Annotated in this window: 19 protein-coding genes; 3 read left to right on the top strand and 16 right to left on the bottom strand. The window is 74.0% G+C overall.

The genetic code is table 11. The annotated features are described in order from the left end of the window. Positions 1-85: 85 nt before the first annotated feature. From OHQ87_RS26745 to OHQ87_RS26725, 5 genes are all read right to left on the bottom strand, one after another. Complete coding sequence (locus tag OHQ87_RS26745; RefSeq protein WP_328342324.1) at positions 86-1,783, bottom strand: L-aspartate oxidase; 1,698 nt, start codon at positions 1,781-1,783, stop codon at positions 86-88. Between the two features lie 74 nt (positions 1,784-1,857). Further along, positions 1,858-2,706 carry a septum formation family protein gene (locus tag OHQ87_RS26740; RefSeq protein ID WP_328349014.1) on the bottom strand — a complete coding sequence of 283 codons (849 nt, stop codon included), beginning with the start codon at positions 2,704-2,706 and terminating at the stop codon, positions 1,858-1,860. Between the two features lie 135 nt (positions 2,707-2,841). After that, entirely contained in the window at positions 2,842-3,267 is a 426-nt protein-coding gene (gene panD, locus OHQ87_RS26735) for an aspartate 1-decarboxylase (protein ID WP_328342322.1), read from the bottom strand. Between the two features lie 33 nt (positions 3,268-3,300). Then, positions 3,301-4,146: a pantoate--beta-alanine ligase gene (gene panC, locus OHQ87_RS26730; protein ID WP_328342320.1), complete on the bottom strand. Its 846-nt coding sequence runs from the start codon at positions 4,144-4,146 to the stop codon at positions 3,301-3,303. A 163-nt stretch (positions 4,147-4,309) separates the two neighbouring features. Then, positions 4,310-5,287 carry a Rossmann-like and DUF2520 domain-containing protein gene (locus OHQ87_RS26725; protein WP_328342318.1) on the bottom strand — a complete coding sequence of 326 codons (978 nt, stop codon included), beginning with the start codon at positions 5,285-5,287 and terminating at the stop codon, positions 4,310-4,312. Between the two features lie 218 nt (positions 5,288-5,505). Here OHQ87_RS26725 and OHQ87_RS26720 point away from each other — a divergent pair, with 218 nt between their 5' ends. Next, complete coding sequence (locus tag OHQ87_RS26720) at positions 5,506-6,669, top strand: SAM-dependent methyltransferase (protein ID WP_328349013.1); 1,164 nt, start codon at positions 5,506-5,508, stop codon at positions 6,667-6,669. Continuing rightward, positions 6,666-7,835 (top strand): NADH-quinone oxidoreductase subunit D, encoded by a 1,170-nt coding sequence (locus OHQ87_RS26715; RefSeq protein ID WP_328342316.1) that lies wholly within the window; start codon positions 6,666-6,668, stop codon positions 7,833-7,835. The genes OHQ87_RS26720 and OHQ87_RS26715 overlap by 4 nt, the downstream gene beginning before the upstream one ends. Before the next feature lie 50 nt (positions 7,836-7,885). Here the strand turns inward: OHQ87_RS26715 and OHQ87_RS26710 are convergent, their stop codons facing one another. The 4 genes from OHQ87_RS26710 to OHQ87_RS26695 form a co-directional block, all read right to left on the bottom strand. Then, positions 7,886-9,874: a hypothetical protein gene (locus tag OHQ87_RS26710; protein WP_328342314.1), complete on the bottom strand. Its 1,989-nt coding sequence runs from the start codon at positions 9,872-9,874 to the stop codon at positions 7,886-7,888. A 175-nt stretch (positions 9,875-10,049) separates the two neighbouring features. After that, the gene (locus OHQ87_RS26705; protein ID WP_328342312.1) at positions 10,050-11,054 is read right to left on the bottom strand and encodes a glycine betaine ABC transporter substrate-binding protein; all 1,005 of its coding nucleotides are present in this window, start codon (positions 11,052-11,054) and stop codon (positions 10,050-10,052) included. Positions 11,055-11,206: 152 nt separating this feature from the next. Further along, positions 11,207-11,929: an ABC transporter permease gene (locus tag OHQ87_RS26700; RefSeq protein ID WP_328342310.1), complete on the bottom strand. Its 723-nt coding sequence runs from the start codon at positions 11,927-11,929 to the stop codon at positions 11,207-11,209. Between the two features lie 149 nt (positions 11,930-12,078). Further along, entirely contained in the window at positions 12,079-12,765 is a 687-nt protein-coding gene (locus OHQ87_RS26695; RefSeq protein WP_328342308.1) for an ABC transporter permease, read from the bottom strand. 2 nt (positions 12,766-12,767) lie between these two features. On the opposite strand from OHQ87_RS26695, the gene OHQ87_RS26690 reads away from it, so the two are divergent. After that, complete coding sequence (locus tag OHQ87_RS26690) at positions 12,768-13,763, top strand: ABC transporter ATP-binding protein (protein WP_328342306.1); 996 nt, start codon at positions 12,768-12,770, stop codon at positions 13,761-13,763. A gap of 32 nt (positions 13,764-13,795) precedes the next feature. On the opposite strand, the gene OHQ87_RS26685 is transcribed toward OHQ87_RS26690, so the two are convergent. From OHQ87_RS26685 to folP, 7 genes are all read right to left on the bottom strand, one after another. After that, entirely contained in the window at positions 13,796-14,296 is a 501-nt protein-coding gene (locus OHQ87_RS26685) for a hypothetical protein (protein ID WP_328342304.1), read from the bottom strand. Positions 14,297-14,361: 65 nt separating this feature from the next. After that, positions 14,362-14,667 (bottom strand): hypothetical protein, encoded by a 306-nt coding sequence (locus OHQ87_RS26680; RefSeq protein ID WP_328342302.1) that lies wholly within the window; start codon positions 14,665-14,667, stop codon positions 14,362-14,364. Between the two features lie 122 nt (positions 14,668-14,789). Next, positions 14,790-16,004 carry an ABC transporter permease gene (locus OHQ87_RS26675; RefSeq protein ID WP_328342300.1) on the bottom strand — a complete coding sequence of 405 codons (1,215 nt, stop codon included), beginning with the start codon at positions 16,002-16,004 and terminating at the stop codon, positions 14,790-14,792. 100 nt (positions 16,005-16,104) lie between these two features. Continuing rightward, the gene (locus tag OHQ87_RS26670; protein WP_442930860.1) at positions 16,105-16,593 is read right to left on the bottom strand and encodes a DUF3180 domain-containing protein; all 489 of its coding nucleotides are present in this window, start codon (positions 16,591-16,593) and stop codon (positions 16,105-16,107) included. A gap of 67 nt (positions 16,594-16,660) precedes the next feature. Beyond that, positions 16,661-17,188 carry a 2-amino-4-hydroxy-6-hydroxymethyldihydropteridine diphosphokinase gene (folK, locus tag OHQ87_RS26665; RefSeq protein WP_328342296.1) on the bottom strand — a complete coding sequence of 176 codons (528 nt, stop codon included), beginning with the start codon at positions 17,186-17,188 and terminating at the stop codon, positions 16,661-16,663. Beyond that, positions 17,185-17,544, bottom strand: coding sequence for a dihydroneopterin aldolase (gene folB / locus OHQ87_RS26660; protein WP_328342294.1), 360 nt, complete (start codon positions 17,542-17,544; stop codon positions 17,185-17,187). Before folB ends, folK begins: the two co-directional genes overlap by 4 nt. Beyond that, positions 17,541-18,437, bottom strand: coding sequence for a dihydropteroate synthase (gene folP, locus OHQ87_RS26655; RefSeq protein ID WP_328342292.1), 897 nt, complete (start codon positions 18,435-18,437; stop codon positions 17,541-17,543). Before folP ends, folB begins: the two co-directional genes overlap by 4 nt. Positions 18,438-18,445: the final 8 nt, after the last annotated feature.

Here is an 18,445-nt window from a genome sequence, read left to right as displayed (position 1 = left end):
TCGCAAACCCGGCTCACTCCTCGGACTCACCGCACCCCCTTAGTTCGCCACTGCGGGGCTCGCAAACCCGGCCCGCTCCGGGTGGTCAGGGCAGTTCCTCCCAGCGTTCGGTCAGCTCGCCGCGGGCACCGACGGCCGCGACGAGGTGGCCGCGCCACCGCTCGTCGGCCGCCGGGAAGTCCTCCCGCCAGTGACAGCCCCGGGTCTCCTGGCGGGCGTACGCGGCGGCGACAAGCGTCGATGCCACGGTGACCAGGTTCGTCGCCTCCCAGCCGGCGGTGCCCGGACGACCCCGGCCCTGCCCCAGTTCGACCAGGGTGGCGGCGGTCGCGGCCAGGGTCGACGCCGACCGCAGCACCCCGGCGCCCCGGGTCATCGCCCGCTGCAACGCCGGTACCCCCTCGGCGGGCAGCACCCCACCCCCGCCGCCCACCCAGGCACCGGTCTGCTCCGGCTGCGCCTGCTCGGGCAGCCCGGCGGCGATGTCCTCGGCGATCCGGCGGGAAAAGACCAGCCCCTCCAGCAGCGAGTTGCTGGCCAGCCGGTTCGCGCCGTGCACGCCCGTGCAGGCGACCTCGCCGCAGGCGTACAGGCCGGGGATGGAGGTCCGGCCGCGCAGGTCGGTGCGGACGCCACCGGAGGCGTAGTGGGCGGCCGGGGCGACCGGGATCAGGTCGGTCGCCGGATCCACCCCGATGGCCAGGCAGGACGCGACGATGGTCGGGAACCGCCCGGCGAGGAAGTCCCCGCCGAGGTGCCGGGCGTCGAGATAGACGTGGTCGGCGCCGGTGGCCAGCAGCACCCGGTGGATGCCCTTGGCCACCACGTCCCGGGGTGCCAACTCGGCCAGCTCGTGCTGGCCGAGCATGAACCGCTTGCCGTCGGCGTCGACCAGGTGGGCGCCCTCGCCGCGCAGCGCCTCCGAGACCAGCGGCTGCTGGGCCAATCCGGCACCCGGCACCCGGGCCTGCTCCGGCACGATCAGCGCGGTCGGGTGGAACTGCACGAACTCGACGTCGGTGACCGCCGCCCCGGCCCGCAGCGCCAACGCCACGCCGTCACCTGTGGAGACCGCCGGGTTGGTGGTGGCCGAGAAGACCTGGCCCATCCCGCCGGTGGCCAGCACCACCGCGCGGGCAAGCAGCGCGCCGACGCCGTCCTCGCTGCCCTCACCCAGCACGTGCAGGGTGATGCCGCAGGCCGGGCCGGGGGAATCCGGGCCGTCGCCGGGGGCGCGCAGCAGGTCCAGCACCAGGGCGTGCTCGACCAGCCGGATCCACGGGTCCCGGCGGACCGCCGCGTGCAGGGCCCGCTGCACCTCCGCCCCGGTGGCGTCACCACCGGCGTGCACGATCCGGTCGGCCCGGTGCCCGCCCTCCCGGGTGAGCATCAGCGAGCCGTCCGGGTTGCGGTCGAACTCCGCGCCGATCCGCATCAGCTCCCGCAGCCGCAGCGGCCCCTCCTCCACCAGCAGCCGGACGGCCGCCGGATCGCAGAGTCCGACCCCGGCGATCTCGGTGTCCCGGGCGTGCGCGGCGGGCGAGTCGGCCGGATCGAGTACGGCGGCGATGCCGCCCTGCGCCCAGCGGGTCGAACCGTCGTCGATGTTGACCTTGGTGACCACGGTGACGTGCAGTCCCGCCTCGCGCAGGTGCAGCGCGGCGGTGAGCCCGGCCACCCCGGAGCCGACCACGATCACGTCGGTGGTCTCCACCCAGCCGGGCGCGGGAGCAGCCAGCAGGCTGGGCAGAGCCGGCAGGTCGACGGTCGGCGGAAGTTCCATGCCCACAGTCAACCCGAACGATCCTCGCGACGGGCGGCGGGGGCGGGACGAGTGGTTTCGGCTACCCCGCCCGGTTACTTCGTGCGGACCGGCAGGGCGGCCGGGCCGCCCCCCTTCAGCGAGGCGGTCACCGTCCGGTCGCTCAACCAGAGGTAGCAGCGGACCCCCCGGTCGCCGACCCGCCACCGGCCCGGACCGGGCGGACGTACCACCACGCCGCTGCGGAACCGCAGGTCGGCGTCGTCAGGCACGCCCACGTAACGGCCCAGCAGGGTACGGCAGCCGGCGTACAGCGGCAGCCAGTCGACGTCCTTCGCCGGGTACGCCCGATCGGGGGCCTTCCAGGCGCCCACGAACTCCGCCTCGTGCACGGCCGAGCACTCCACAGGCACCAGCACCTGCACCCCGGCGCCCCGACCCCTCTTCGCCCGCTGGCAGCCCAGCCGCAGCGGGGACGGCCCCTTCAGCGCGTCCCGCAGGCTGCCGGTACGGGTGACCACGGTAGCCGCCGCCTCGGCCGTGTCCACCTCGCTGAGGTCGCACCGGAACCAGCGGGCACCGGCCGCCCAGCCCGGTGTGGTCGGCAGCGCCACCGCCAACCGCAGCCGACCGGCCCGCCAGTCGTCGCCCAGGTAACCGGCGGCCCTGGTGTCGCACTCGGCGAACGCGCCCCGCAGCTCGGCCGAACCGGTGGCCGGCGCGGCGGCCCGCCCAGCAGGCAACGCGCCCACGTGCACCGTCTCCACCCGGTGCGGAACCGCACAGTCCACCGGCGCGTACGCCGCCAGGGCGACCGTGTCGGTGAAGTCGGCGACCTGGCACACCCCCGCCCCGGGGGTGAACGGCCCGGCCGTCGGCAGGGCCGCCCAGTCGTCGGTGAGATCCCCGTCGAGACCGCCCGGTACGCCGCAACCCGTCAACATCGCACCCACCGCCCACGCGGCGACCAGGACCCTCGTCGCACGGCGCACGGCAGCCTCCCCAGCCGACGACCGTCAATCCGACGGTCGGACCAGGGTAACCAAAAATGACCTTCCGGTAACAGACCGGAATTCTGGTCAGCCGACGACGGCGAGCGGGCTCGACACCGGGTCACCGGCCGTCCCGGCAGCCGCCGCAGCGGGGTCGACGCCCAGCTCAACGACCCTGTTGTCGGCGTCGACATGCACCACCCGGGGCCGGTACGTCCGGGCCTCCACGTCGTCCATCTGACCGTACGAGATCAGGATCACCAGATCCTGCGGATGCACCAGGTGCGCCGCCGCGCCGTTGATGCCGATCACGCCGCTGCCCCGCTCCCCCGGGATCACGTACGTCTCCAGCCGGGCCCCGTTGGTCACGTCCACGATCGCCACCTGCTCGCCCGGGAGCAGGTCGGCAGCGTCGAGCAGATCCTGGTCCACCGTCACCGAACCGACGTAGTGCAGGTCGGCCTGGGTCACCGTGGCCCGGTGGATCTTCGACTTGAGCATGGTCCGGAACATCTGCGTGCCTCTCGGAATGGTGATGTGCGTGGGTCAGGAGCGGGGGGCGAGCTGGATGGCCAGGTTGTCGATCAGCCGGGTCCTGCCCACCCACGCGGCGATCAGCAGCCGGGCCGGCCCGGTGACCGGCCCCGGCTCCAGGTCCGGATCGGTGAGCACCAGGTAGTCCACGCTCACGCCCGGCACCCCGTGGAGCGCCCGGTGCCCGGCGGCCAGCACCTCACCGGCGTCGGCACCCGACTCGGCGGCGGTGGCCCCGGCCCGCAGCGCGGCGGACAGGCCGAGCGCCGCCTGCCGTTCCTCCGCCGACAGGTAGCGGTTGCGGCTGGACAGCGCCAGACCGTCCGGCTCCCGTACGGTCGGCACCCCGACCACCTCGACCGGCACGTCCAGGTCCCGGGCCATCCGACGGACCAGGGTGAGCTGCTGGTAGTCCTTCTCACCGAAGAAGGTGAGATCGGGCCGGGTGAGCTGGAGCAGCTTCAACACCACGGTCAGCACACCGTGGAAGAAGCCGGGCCGGCTCTGCCCCTCGAAATCCTCGCCGAGCTGCCCCGGGTTGATCCGGACCATCGGCTCACCGGCCGGGTACATGTCCGCCACGGCCGGGGCGAAGACCAGGTCCGCGCCGGCCCGCCGGCACACCGCCAGGTCGGCGTCCAGGGTGCGCGGGTACCTGTCGAAGTCCTCGTTCGGGCCGAACTGCAACGGGTTAACGAAGACCGTCACCAGGACGTGGTCGGCCCGTTCCCGGGCCGCCCGGATCAGCGCCTCGTGCCCCTGGTGCAGCGCGCCCATCGTCATCACCACACCGACCGTGCCGGCCAGCCCCGACCGCGCCTTCGCCAGCTCGGCCCGCGTGTGTACCAACTCCGTCACCGGTCCGCCCTCCGTTCGCGACTGCGGGGCTCGCAAACCCGGCTCACTCCTCGCGCTCACCGATCCGCCCTCCGTTCGCGACTGCGGGGCTCGCAAACCCGGCTCACTCCTCGCGCTCACCGGTCCGCCCTCCGATCGCGACTGCGGGGCTCGCAAACCCGGCTCACGCTGCCACCTCGCGGTGGATGCCCGCCAGCACGTCCAGCAGCGACTCGGCGTCCACCGGGCGGAGCCGGCCCGCCGCGATCGCCCGGTCCGCGCTCCGTCGTGCCAACGCCAGGTAGGGGGCGACGGATTCCGGCGCGGTCTCCGCCAGCCGGGCCAGGTGCCGCCGTACGGTGCCCGCGTCGCCGCGCGACACCGGGCCGGTGAGCGCGTCGTCGCCGAGCCGCAGCGCGTTCTCCAGGGCCGCCCGCAGCAACGGGGCGAGCACCTTCTCCGGCTGGGTCACCCCGGCGTCGCGCAGCCGGTCGGCCGCCTCGTTGACCAGGGTCACCAGGTGGTTCGCGCCGTGCGCCAGCGCCGCGTGGTAGAGGACCCGGTCGGCCTCGCCCACCCACTCCGGCACCCCACCCAGGTCGGCGACCAGCCGGGCCGCCGCCGCCCGCAGCTCCGCCGGTGCCGTCACCCCGTAGGAGATGCCGGCGAGTCGGGAGAGGTCGTCCGGCGTACCGGTGAAGGTCATCGCGGGGTGCAGGGCCAGCGGCCGGGCACCCACGGCGGCGGCCGGGGCCAGCACGGCCAGGCCGTGCGCGCCGGAGGTGTGCGCGACCAGTTGGCCGGGGCGCAGCGCCCCGGTGTCGGCCAGCCCGGCGACCACCCCGGCCAGCGCGTCGTCCGGTACGGCGATCAGCAGCAGATCGGTGGCCTCCCGGGCGACCGCGATGACCGACCGGTTCACGGCCTCCGGCAGCAGCAGCGCGATCCGGGCCTTCGCGGCCCCGGAGACCCCGGAGGCGGCGACCACCCGGTGCCCGGCGGCGACCAGTGCCGCCCCCAGCACGGCTCCCACCCGGCCGGCGCCGACGACACCGACGGTGAGGCTGCGGGGAAGGACGAACGGGACGCCGGGTACGGCGGAGCCCTGCGGTACGGCGGCCCCGGGTGGGGCGGCCGGACGCGGGCGCAGCGGTGCGCTCATGGCAACGATCCAGTCCTCGGAAGGGGGTACCGGTCGATCGCAAGTATGCGCCGGGGGCAGGGAACCCGAACAAGGATGTGTGAAAACCTTCACCGACCACGGGCACCGGGCTTTCCGGTGGCGCACCACGGCCCGGGTGCCAGGGGAGCGTGCACGGCTTCGCCCGTCTCGTGCGCGCAGACCGTAGGGTCGGCACGGTGACGGACCCTGAACCCGGGATGAACTCGATGCGCTGGCGGGACGCCATGGACGCCGCCCTGTACGGGCCGGGCGGTTTCTTCGTCTCCGGCACCGGACCGGCCGACCACTTCCGGACCAGCGTGCACGCCTCCCCCGCGTTCGCGGCGGCGGTGTTCCGGTTGGTGTCGCGCCTGGACGCCATCCTGGGCTTCCCCACCCCGTTCGACGTGGTGGACGTCGGTGCCGGCCGGGCCGAACTGCTCCGCACCCTGGCCACCCTGGCCCGCGACGCCGACCCCCGCACCGACCCACCTCGCGCAGCCCTGGCCGGCACCCACCCGGAGCCGCCGCCGCTGGCCCACCGCCTACGCCTCACCGCCGTGGAACTGGCCCCCCGCCCACCGGATCTCCTACCCGACATCGACTGGACCACCGAGATACCCCAAGCCGTGACCGGCCTCCTGATCGCCACCGAATGGCTTGACAACGTCCCCCTGGACCTCGCCGACCACACCCCCGCAAACGGCTACCACTACCGCCTCGTCCACCCCCGCACCGGCACCGAATCCCCAGGCCCCCCACTCACCCCTCAGGACACCGCCTGGCTGACCCACTGGCACCCCACCCCACCCCCACCCCCCATGTCGAGCCCGGTGATCAAGAGCTTTACGTCAGAAGTGGGCCCGGAACCTGACGCAAACCTCTTGATCACCGGGGCGGAGATCGACCGGGTGGGGGTTGGCGGGGTGGAGGTGGGGCGGAGTCGGGATGAGGCTTGGGGGCGGGCCGTCGGGTGCCTGCGGCGGGGGGTGGCGCTCGCCGTGGACTACGGGCATGTGCGGGAGGGGCGGCCGGTGGGCGGGACGTTGACCGGGTACCGGGGTGGCCGGCAGGTGCCGCCGGTGCCGGACGGTTCGTGCGACATCACCGCGCACGTCGCCATGGACTCGGTCGCCGCCGCCGGTGCACGGGTCGCCGGGTGTGCGTACACGCTGATGTCGCAGCGGGAGGCGCTGCGGGCGCTCGGGGCCGACGGCGGGCGACCGCCGCTGAGCCTGGCCGGCACCGACCCGGCCGGGTACGTGCGGGCGCTCGCCGCGGCGTCGGCGGCGGCGGAGCTGACCGACCCGGCCGGGCTCGGCGGACACTACTGGCTGCTCCAGCCGGTCGGCGTCACCGTCGACGCGCTCATGGCACGATGACCGGCATGACCACGGACACCGGTGAACTGCGCGAGCTGACCGTCGGCACCGGTGCCGGCGGGGAGCAGCTCGGCACCGACATGGTGCTCAACATCGGCCCGCAGCACCCCTCGACGCACGGCGTGCTGCGGTTGAGGCTGGTGCTCGACGGGGAACGGGTGGTCGCCGCCGAACCGATCGTCGGGTACATGCACCGGGGCGCGGAGAAGCTGTTCGAGGTCCGCGACTACCGGCAGATCATCGTGCTGGCCAACCGGCACGACTGGCTGTCGGCGTTCTCCAACGAGCTGGGCGTGGCGCTCGCCGTGGAACGGCTGATGGGCATGGAGGTGCCGGAGCGCGCCACCTGGCTGCGGATGGCGCTGGCCGAGCTGAACCGGGTGCTCAACCACCTGATGTTCCTCGGCTCCTACCCGCTGGAGATCGGCGCGATCACCCCGGTCTTCTATGCGTTCCGGGAACGGGAGACCATCCAGGCGATCATGGAGGAGGTCTCCGGCGGCCGGATCCACTACATGTTCAACCGGGTCGGCGGGCTCAAGGAGGAGGTGCCCGCCGGCTGGACCGGACGGGCCCGCGCCGCCATCGGCGAGGTCCGCCGCCGGATGCCCGACCTGGACAACCTGATCCGGCGCAACGAGATCTTCCTGGCCCGAACCGTCGGGGTGGGTGTGCTGTCGGCCGCCGACGCCGCCGCGTTCGGGGCGTCCGGGCCGGTCGCCCGCGCCTCCGGGCTCGACCTGGACCTCCGCCGCGACGACCCCTACCTGGCGTACGACCAGCTCGACGTGCCGGTGGTCACCCGCACCGCCGGGGACTGCCACGCCCGCTTCGAGGTGCTGCTCGACCAGGTGTACGCCTCCCTCGACCTCGCCGAGCAGTGCCTGGACCGGGTGGACCGGCTCACCGGGCCGGTCAACACCCGACTGCCCAAGGTGGTCAAGGCCCCCGAGGGGCACACCTACGCCTGGACGGAGAACCCGCTCGGGATCAACGGCTACTACCTGGTGTCCCGGGGCGAGAAGACGCCGTGGCGGCTCAAGCTGCGCACCGCCTCGTACGCCAACGTGCAGGCGCTGGCCACCCTGCTCCCCGGCTGCCTGGTGCCCGACCTGATCGCCATCCTCGGCTCGATGTTCTTCGTGGTCGGCGACATCGACAAGTGAACCGCGGCTGGCCTGGCCGTCAGGCTGACCAGGCCGTCAGGCTGACCTGGTCAGCGCCAGTGGCCGCCGGCCCGTGGGGCGTCGTCCTGCGGCGGGTAGCCGTACCGTTGCTCGCCACCCCACTGCCGGCGGCCGTGCGGCTCAGGCTCTGGCTCTGGCTCTGGGGTACGCCACGACACCACCGGCTCCCGGTCCCGCCGCGGCTCGGCCGGTTGCCCGCCCCACCGCTGGCCGTCAGCCTGCGCGGGCCAATCCTGCGCCGGCTGGCCGGTAGGAGTCGGCCAGCCCTGGGCCGGTTGGTCTTCGGCGCGAGCCGGCCGATCCTGGCCGGTCCGAACGGGCCGGGCCACACGAGCGGGCCACTCCTCGGTGGTCTGCACCGGCTGGGCCGTCCACTCCTCGGCCGGTCGGTGGCCGCGGGCCGGCTCCCGCCACTGCTGCGGCACCGGAACGCCGCCGGCCGGCAGCGCTGGACGGTCGTCCCGCGCCGATCGGCCGCCGTCCCACTGCTCTCCGGTCCGATCTGGTCCACTCCGGCGTGGTACGTCCCGGAAACGCTCCTCCCGGTGTGACTCGTTCCGGTGTGACTCATCCCGGTATGCCTCATCCCGGTATGCCTCGTCCCGGTGTGCCTCGTCCCGGTGTGGTTCCTCCTGTCGAACCGAGGCCCAACGGTCGGAGTAGTGGTAACCGGCCCCGTCGGCGTGCACCTCCGCTCGGCGCTCACCGACCCGCACCTCCCGGGCCCGCCCGTCGTCGCGTACCTCGGCCCACCGGTCACCAGCGCGTACCTCACGCAGGGGCGGTTCGCCCCGGTCCTCGGCCCGCCGGCCACCGCCCTGCCCCGCCCGCGAGGGCGGCTCGGCCCGGGCCCATCCGGTCCGGCTGCCCGGCCAGGCGTCGGCCTCGCCGCCGACCGGAGACCGCTCGGATCGGGCCGGCTCGGATCGCGCCGGCTCCGGTCGGGCCAGCTCCGGGCGGGCCAGCTCCGGGCGGGCCAGCTCCGGCCGATCGTCGGCCGGGGCGCTCCAGGAAGGGTCGGCGGCGGGTGGTGCAGCCCAGGAGGGGTCGGCGGTCGGCCAGGCCCGCTCGTCGCGGGGTGCCGGGCGGGCGGGCCGGGAACGGTCGTCAGGCGGGGCCGACCAACCCCGGTCGGCCGATTCCGCCTGCCCCGACCAGGGACGCTCCGGCTCCCCGCCGGTCCAGGAGGAGTCTCCCGAGCCGGGCGTCCAACGGCCGGCGTACCCACCGCCGTAGGCCGCGCCCGTCGGATCGGCGCCGTCGACGACCGTGTGCCGGGTGGTCACGTGCACCGTCTCGGTGTGCCGCACCACGCCGAGCGGACGGGACGACCCGGCGGGTGGCACCGCACCACGTGGTTCCCGGGCGTCCGCGCCGTACACCCCGGCCCGGTCGGAGGTCGACGGCTCCGGGGCGTACCGGCGGCCGATGGGTTCGGCGGCCTCCCGGTCGGCGGCAGCCCGGCCGCGGCCCGCCGCGACCGGCTCGGAGGAATCCGGCCGTTCCCACTCCGACGGGGTCTCCTCGGCGACCGCCCGGCGACGGCCGACCGGTGCCTCCGGTTCCGGCTCGACGGTCGGCACCCTGGCCCGGCCCGCACCGACGGCCCGTTCGTCGGGGGCCGGCGGGCTGCCACCGGTGGCGGTCCCGGCCGCCGCCGCGTCCAGCCGCCGACGCAGCGCGGTTACCTGCTCCTCGGTCCGCTGGCACTGGTCCAACGCCTGGTTTCCCCGCTGGGCGGCGGCGACGATCTCACTACGCAACTCGCGCCGGAGTTCCTCCACCTCGTCGAGAGCCTCCGGGCCGGACGACCCGGCACCGCCGTCGGCCCGCAGCGCGATGGAGAGACCGATCAGCACCACGGAGGTGATGGCCAGTACCGCGGCGAACCGGAGCGGGCCGTTGCCGTCGGCGAGCAGCAGGATCAGCGCGGCCACCGGCGCGAGCGCCACCCCGACCCAGAACAGCACGGTCAGTAGCTGCGGGCTGCGCTTCTCGGAGACGACCGGGGAGGGCATGGCTGTGCAGCCTACCGAGATGTGCGCTGGCTGGAAACGGTCCCACGGCAGAAATGCCCGATCTCGGCCGGTACGACGCAGCCGGGCCAGCTCGCGGGCGGTTCGGCTGCTCCCCTCGCGACCCGGGACCGGCCCGGTCGCGGTCGGGGGGAGCCGACCGCGACCGGGATCAGGTTCAGCTGGTGGCGAGCGCGCCGTCGGACGAGAAGACCAGGCCGACGCTGGCGGTGCCGGTCTTCAGCGCGTTCTTGGTCTGCGGACCACCGGCGTCCAGCGAGCTGAACGAGCCGGCCTTGAAGTCGTAGACCTCGACCAGACCGGCCTGGCACTTCGGCCGCTGCGGGCACTCCGGCGGGCCGGCCAGCACGGTGTCCTTGCCGGAGCACTTGGCCGCCAGGTCGGAGAGGGTCCTGAGGGCGTACTTGTCGGCGAACGCCTTGGTCACCGCGAAGGCGTTCTGGTCCTGGGCAGCCGACGGGGTGCCGAAGGCCAGACCCGCCTTGTCGCCCTCGGACTTCAACGCGCTGACCGTCTTGTCCAGCTCCGGCGAGGAGACGGGGGTGGCGTCCTTGCCGTTGGCCTTGGTGTTGAGGAACTCGGCCATGGTCGCCGCGTACTCGGGGACGACCTGGATCTCGCCCTTCTCCAGGCTCGGCTCGTACAGCTCACGGTTGCCGATCTGCTGCACCTTGACCTGGTAGCCGGCCGCGGTCAGGGCGATGTTGTAGAGCTCGGCCAGGGTCTGGCTCTCGGAGAAGTTGCCCGCCCCGACGACGATCTGCCCGCCCGGCCCCTTGGCGATGCCGGTGGTCAGCCCGTTGGCCGAGGCGAACTCCTCGGCAGCCGCCTTGGGCGTCTTGCGGTCCACGTCGACCGCCTTGTTGAGGGCGATCAGCTTGGGCGTGTCCAGCGCCGCGGAGACCTTGTCCAACGCGGCGAGGAGCTGCGGGTTCGCCACCTTGGCGTTGACCGCCGGGATGATGTTGTCGGTGTTCTGGAGCTTCTTGTCGTCGTCGAGGACGACCAACTGGTCACCGGCGACCGGGGCGCAGCCCGCACCGCCCGCGCCCTGCTCCGGAGCATCGGTGCCGGACGAGCCGGCGTCCCCGCACCCGGTCAACAGACCCGCCATGGTCAGGGCACCCACCGCGCCCACCGCCAGCCGTGTCCGTACGCGCATCGTGCCCGCCTCCCGTGTCCCGGCGCGGCCCGTGCCGGGCCGGCCGCGTGTCCGACGGGCGACGATCGCCGCCCGCAAGTTCCAGCCAATATCCTCCAGGACCGACCGACAAACTCTGAGGGATTTTCGTCACCTGATCGTCATGCGGCAGATCAATTTCCCGCCGTGGCGTCCGCTGCCCGCCGGTTGGCCGCCCGTCGGGCACGCCGCAGCGGTCGCGGTGTCACCACCCGCTCGACCAGTGCCAACACCCCCTCCGCCGCCAGCGCCAGCCCGGCCACCAGCAGCCCGCCGGCGATGATCTGCCCGCCGCCGGCCGCGATGTCCAGCCCGAAACCGGCCCGGATGATCTGCCCAAGTCCACCGCCGTTGACGAACGAGGCCAACGCCGCCGTCGCCACCACCTGGACGGCAGCCGTCCGGAACCCGGCGGCCAGGTACGGCACCGCCAGCGGCAGCTCCACCCGCCGCAGCACCTGCCAACCGGACAGTCCCATCCCGCGCGCCGCGTCCCGGGCCTCCGGATCCGCCTGCCGCACCCCGGTGTACGCGTTGGCCAGCAGCGGCGGCACCGCGAAGACCGCCAGCGCGACCACCACCGCCGGACGGCCGAAGCCGAGGAAGGTCAACGGCAGGATGGTCAACAGCGCCAGGGTCGGGATGGACAGGGTCAGGTTGGAGATCAGCACGACCGCCCCGCCACCGCGCCCCGAGTGCCCCAGCCAGAGGCCGATCGGCCAGGCCACCAGACAGCCCAGCAGCACCGCCGCGGCGGACATGCTCAGATGCTCGCCGATCCGGTCGAGCACGCCTCCGGGGTTGGTCCAGTTCAACGGGTCGTTCAACCAGACCACCGCCTGCTGCACCGGATTCACCGGATCAACCCTCCGTTCGCGACTGCGGGGCTCCGCTGCGCTGCACTCCTCGCACTCACCGGACCAACCCTCCGTTCGCGACTGCGGGGCTCCGCTGCGCTGCACTCCTCGCACTCACCGGACCAACCCTCCGTTCGCGACTGCGGGGCTCATCGGGGTCGGCTCCGCAGCCAGGGGGTGAGCAGGCGACCCACGCCGGCCAGGATCAGGTCCAGCACCAGGGCCAGCAGGACGCAGAGCAGCGTGCCCGTCATGATCTGGGCCTTGTAGAAGTTGTTCTGGAACCCGGCGAAGATCAACTGACCGAGACCACCCCGACCGATCACCACCCCGACGGTGACCAACGCGACGGTGGAGACGGTGGCCAGTCGAAGGCCGGTGAGGATGCCGGGCAGGGCCAACGGCAGGTCGATCCGGAACAACCGGGCCCAGCGGCCGTACCCCATGCCCTCGGCGGCGTCGCGGACCTCCGGGGGCACCTGGTTCAGCCCGGCCACCGCGTTGCGGACGATCACCAGCAGCGCGTACAGCACCACCACGGTCAGCACGGTCACCGCGCCGATACCCAGGTACGGGGCGATGAACGCGAACAGGGCCAGGGAGGGAATCGTGTACAACACCCCGGCCAGTGCGAGAATCGGCCCGGCGAGCCGTCGGTACCAGTACGCCAGCACCGCCAGCGGCAGCGCGACCAGGGCGGCGAGCAGCACCGCCCGACCGGTCAACGAGGCGTGCTCGCGCAGCGCGGCGAGAATGGTGTCAGAGTTGTCCCGCACGTACTGCCAGGAGAACCACGGATTACCCGGCTCGGCCCGGTAACTCAGGTGGAAGGACACACGTGGACGTTACCCCCGAGGGCACCGGCGACGCAGACCACAGCGCCGCCTCGATCACGCTAGACGGCATCCGCAAGCAGTACCCGGACGGCACCGAGGCGGTCCGCGAGCTGAGCCTGGAGGTGGCCGCCGGCGAGCTGGTGGTGCTGATCGGCCCGTCCGGCTGCGGCAAGTCGACAGTGCTGCGGATGGTCAACCGGCTGATCGAGCCGACCGCCGGCCGGATCCTGCTCGGCGACGAGGACATCACCCGGGTCGACCCGGTGCGGCTGCGTCGGCGGATCGGCTACGTGATCCAGAACGTGGGGCTGTTCCCGCACCAGACGGTGACCACCAACGTCGGCACCGTACCCCGGTTGCTCGGCTGGTCGAAGGAGCGGATCCGGCAGCGCAGCGGCGAGCTGCTGGAGCTGGTCGGGTTGGACCCGGCCCAGTTCGGACGCCGCTACCCGCACGAACTCTCAGGTGGGCAGCGGCAGCGGGTCGGGGTGGCCCGGGCGCTGGCCGCCGACCCGGTGGTGCTGCTGATGGACGAGCCGTTCTCCGCCGTCGACCCGATCGTGCGGACCCGGTTGCAGGAGGAGTTCCTCCGCCTCCAGGCCGAGGTCCGCAAGACCATCGTGCTGGTCACCCACGACCTGGACGAGGCGGTCCGGTTGGGCGACCGGATCGCGGTGCTCTCCGAGGGTGGCCGGCTGGAGCAGTACGACACCCCGGCGGCCCTGCTCGGTGCCCCCGCCTCGCCGTTCGTCCGGGAGTTCGTCGGCGCGGACCGGGGCATCCGTCGGCTGGCGGTCACCCCGGTCACCCGGGAGGTGCTCGACGGGGAGACCACCGACGCCACCCTGCCGGAACTACCGCTGGGCCGGTCGGCGTACGACGCGCTGGCCGCGATGCTGACCGCCGGCACGGACGCGGTCGTGGTGACCGCCGACGGCCGCCCGGCCGGCACGCTCAGCCGGACCCGGGTGCTGGAACTCGGACAGACCGGCGGCTAGCCACCCGGCGCCGGAATCAGCCCGGTAGCGGGTCAGGCCCGGCCGCCCAGGCTGGCCAGCCCGATGATCCAACCGGCGAAGAAGCCGTAGCCGGCACCGGTACCGGTGGTCTCGAAGGCGGCCAGCAGCGAGCCGTCCGAGGTGAGCAGCGCGGCCACCAGGGTGGCCGCCGCCCCGGCCAGGGCGTACGCGGCCCAGCCGGAGAAGAACTGGCTGGCCGAGCCCGGCACCCGCGCCACCTGACCGGCCGGCAGCAGGTAGAGCAGCGCGGCGGCGAACACCAGCACCAGGATGGCCCGCAGGTCGGTGGCGAGCACCCCGTGTGCCGAGTCGGCCGAGTCGAGCCGCCAGGCCGGCCAGGCGAGCAGCCGCAGGTACCAGCCACCGGCGGAGTTCGGGTCGGTGTGGTCCTCGGCCCAGCCGACGTACCAGGGGCTGCCGCAGACGCCGACGAGGATCAGCGCGGCGAGGGTGCCGGTGCCGGCGGCGGTGCCGTACCCCTGCACGGTGCGGGGACGGTTGGTGAGGGCCATGCGGCGGGAAGTTCCCGACCCACCGCGGCCGGCAAACCTCTCCCGCCACCCGGCGGCGCGACCGGTCAGTGCTTCATCAGGTAGTCGATGAACGCGGCCCGCAGCAGCGGCGCGGACTCCTCGTAGCCGTGCCCGGTCAGCTCCCGCCACAGCGCCGAGGCCTCGTCGATGGTGGGCCCGACCGAGTTGGGCGCCCCGTCGAGCGCGGCGGCCTCGTCGGCGTTCGGCAGGTGTCGCAGCACCGACCAGAAGAACCCGACGTCGCGCCGCTCCCGGGCCCGCGCGAAGGCCCGCTCCCGCAGCTCCTCCGTGGAGAGGGCGTCGAGCTGGTCGAAGGTGTGGCCGGTGCCGGCGGAAGGAGTCTCGGTCATGCCCGCGAGCCTAACCGGCGAGATCCTTCCCGGCCCGTCGTCCGCGCCCGGCCGCACCGCCGCCACCGATCCGGTCACCGTGCGCCGCCCAGCCGGCCGGGCGGACACCACCGGCCGGTGGGTCAGCGCTCGCCGGTGTCCCAGCGGGGTGGGTCACGCTGCCACCGGGGGGCCTCCCAGGGGTCGGGCGGCGTGTCGGCGTCGGTCGTCCGTTCGGGCAGCGCCGGGGTCCAGTTGCGCGCCTCGCCGGCGGGGGGCATCGACCAGCCGGAGCTGATCGCCCCGTCCCGTACCGGCGGCAGCTCGACCGGTTCGCCCCGGGCCGTGCGCGGCCGACCGTACGTCTCGACCAACCGGGTGACCAGCAGGCCGCCGGCCAACGCCGTCCCACCGACGGCCCAGCGGTCGGTGGGGGCACCGGTCTCGGCCGCCCAGGCCAGGTAGGTCACCACCAACGCGACCGCGAGCAGGGCGCCGAAGATTCCGCCGCGTCGGCCGTACGCGCTGGTGCCGCCGAGCATGGACACGCCCACCGCGAGCACCGTCCAGTCCAGCCCCGACGTCGGCGTCACCGGCCCGGTCCCGTTGGCGGCGACGAGCACCCCGGCGAGCATGGCGAGCACGGTGGAGGCGATCAGCGCGGCGGCGGTCACCAGCGCGGCGGCCATCCCGCGTCGCCGGGCCGGATCGGCCACCGGACGGAACCGGCCGACCAGTCGACGCACCGCCCGGATCGCGCCGAACGCCCCGAGGAGCACGGCGACCGCCGCGAACCCGGCGAAGAGGTAGTAGGCGTTGCGCCGGGGGTCGTAGTCGGCCTGCACCGCCACCGGCACCTCCCACCGCTCGATCCAGACGACCACCCCGGCGGCGGCGGCGAGGCTGGCCGCCCAGCCGGGCACGTGCAGCACCACCACCGCCCAGGCCAGGGCCAGCCCGCCCAGCGCGGCGGCGACCAGTGCCGGCACCAGTGCCGTCGACACCCCCCGGTCGCCCTGCTCGGCGAAGTGCAGCGCGGCGGCCAGCGCCACCGGGCCGATCGCCAGGTTCACCGCGGCGGTACGCAGGCTCAGCCCGGCGGCGACCACGAGCAGACCCAGCGCGACCGCGTCGACGAGCAGCCGACGCAGGCCGCCACCACGCAGCGCCTCGGGATTCTCCCGCCAGAGCAGGTAGGCCAGGGCCGCGAGGGCGAGCAGCAGCACCAGTTCCCAGACGACGTGCACGCCCAGCCGGTCCCGGCCCGGCTCGCCCTGCGTCGGGTCGTCGAAGACGTTCTCCAGTACGGTCGCGGGCACCTCCGCCGACGCGGCCCGGCCCGGTTCGTCGTACCCCATGTGGTGCGCCTCCCACGTGACCGGCCACCCCGGTGACGGCTGGCTGTTCTCCGGTCGCCAGGCACCGTACCTGCGCGCAGGGCCAGACGTAACCCCCGGCTCAGCGTCGGTCGGGTCGGCCCCGCAGGTCGTCGCCGCGGTCGTCGGCGTCGTCGTCGGACTCGGGGACCCGGCAGGAGCGTTCGAGCCAGAGCGCGGCGGCGACCAGGGCGAGCGAGGCGAGCGCGCCGGCCCCGGCGGCCGGCCGGTCCTCGATCGCGGCGTTGGTCGGCTCGACGAAGAGCCACCCGGTCAGCCCGGCGTAGAAGCCGAGGAAGATCGCCCCGGCCAGCGCAGACGCCTTGGCCAGCACCACGAACCGGGCGACGAGCAGCGGGTTGACCGGCTCCCGGCCGGGCTTGCGCTCGATCCGGCTCCGGGTGTTGACCGCCGCGTACGCCTCCAGCACGGCGAGGGCGGCCAGGGTGACCACCGGCAGCCAGGGCAACCGGGGGATGCCGCTGTAGTAGAAGCTGCTGATCAGCAGCCAGGCCACCGCCGCGGCGGCGAGCGCGGCGACCAGCAGGGTCGACAACCGGGTGGGGCCCATCTTCGACCCGTCGGGCTCCTGGTCACGGGGCGGTCGGGACTGCGTCATGCCGGCCGGCTCCACTGGTTCATAAGTCCGACTCTAACGTCAGATCGGGGCGTGGGGTCAGTTCGAGGGCGTCGCCGGCGACCGGTTCGTCGTTGAGCAGGTCGGTGAGCCAGCCGTGCCCGGCCAGCCGCCCGTGCGGGTCGATGTCGATCCACGGCCGGAGCACGAAGGCGCGCTGGTGGGCGCGGGGGTGCGGCAGGGTCAGCTCGGGGTCGTCGCTGAGCACCTGTCGACCGGTGTCGTCCCAGACGGCGACGACGTCCACGTCGAGGGTGCGCGGCCCGAACCGGCGGGCCGGGTCACGGACCCGGTCGGCGGCCCGCTCGGCGGCGTGGGCGCGGGCCAACCAGTCGCGCGGGGTCGCCGTCGGGTCGGCGACCATCACCGCCGCGTTCAGGTACGCCGGCTGCCCGGCGTCCCCCCAGGGGGGCGTCTCGTAGACGCCGGAGACGACCAGCACCGCGTCGCCGAGGCCGGTCACCGCGCCGCGCAGGTGGCCGAGCCGGTCGCCCAGGTTGCTGCCGATGGACAGCACCGCCCGGGTCATCGGGTACGCCGCATCGTGACTGCCACGTCGGCGAAGGTGTGCGGGATCGGGGCCTCGGGCTTGTGGACCGTGATCGTCGCCGCGGCGACAAGCGGTTCGGCCAGGCAGACCGCGAGCAGCCGGTCGGCGAGCGTCTCGATCAGGTTGACCGGCTCACCGGTGAGCACCGCCACCAGCCGCTCGGCCAGCTCGCCGTAGTGCACGGTGTCGGTCACCTCGTCGGAGCGGGCGGCCGGGGTGAGATCGAGTTCGAGGACGGCGTCGACCACGAACTCCTGACCCTGGGCGCGCTCGAAGTCGTAGACGCCGTGCCGGCCATGGGCCCGTAGCCCGGTCAGGGCGATCCGGTCGGTCATCGACCTTCCCCTCCTCGACCCGCGTGGGCCGGGTCCTTTCCGATGACTTCCAGGGCGGCGAGCCGGGGACGGCCGGTGGCCGACCAGACGGCGAGCGCGTCGACGGTGCTCCGGACGTCGTGCACGCGTACCCCCCAGGCTCCTGCGGCCACCGCGAGCACGCTGGTGGCGACGGTGGCGGCCGACCGGCCGTCGGTGTCCCGTGGGGTGCCGTCCGGGGCGGCGAGCAGGCGGCCCAGGTAGGACTTGCGGCTGGCGGCGAAGAGCAGGGGGAGGCCGAGGTCGATCAGCTCCGGCAGGCGGGCGCTGATCTCCCAGTTGTGCGCGGCGGTCTTGGCGAAGCCGAGCCCCGGGTCGATCACCAGCCGGTCGGCGGCCACCCCGGCGGCCAGCGCGTCGTCGACCCGCTGGGCCAGTTCGGCCCGGACGTCGGCGACCACGTCGGTGTAGCGGGCCAGCTCGCGCATTCCCCGCGAGTGCCCCCGCCAGTGCATCAGCACCCAGGGACAGCCGGCGTCCCGGACCACCCTTGCCATGTCGGGATCGGCCAGCCCGCCCGAGACGTCGTTGACCACCGCGGCGCCTGCGCCGACGGCCGCCTCGGCCACCGGTGCCCGGGTGGTGTCGATGCTGACCGGCACCCCGGCGGCGGTGAGTTCCCGGATCACCGGCAGGACCCGGGACACCTCGGTCCGTGGGTCGACCCGGTCGGCACCCGGTCGGGTGGACTCACCGCCGACATCCACCAGGTGCGCGCCCTCGTCGTGCAGTCGCACCCCGTGTGCGACTGCGGCATCGAGATCGGTGTACCGGCCACCGTCGGAGAAGGAGTCGGGCGTGACGTTGAGGACGCCCATCACCACCGGGTCCTGCGCCCGTACCAGATCGGTCACGACTAGAC

The organism is Micromonospora sp. NBC_00421 (assembly GCF_036017915.1).
GTDB lineage: Bacteria > Actinomycetota > Actinomycetes > Mycobacteriales > Micromonosporaceae > Micromonospora.
The sequence above is the reverse complement of the archived record's forward strand: the minus strand, read 5'-3'. Positions and strand labels throughout refer to the sequence as shown.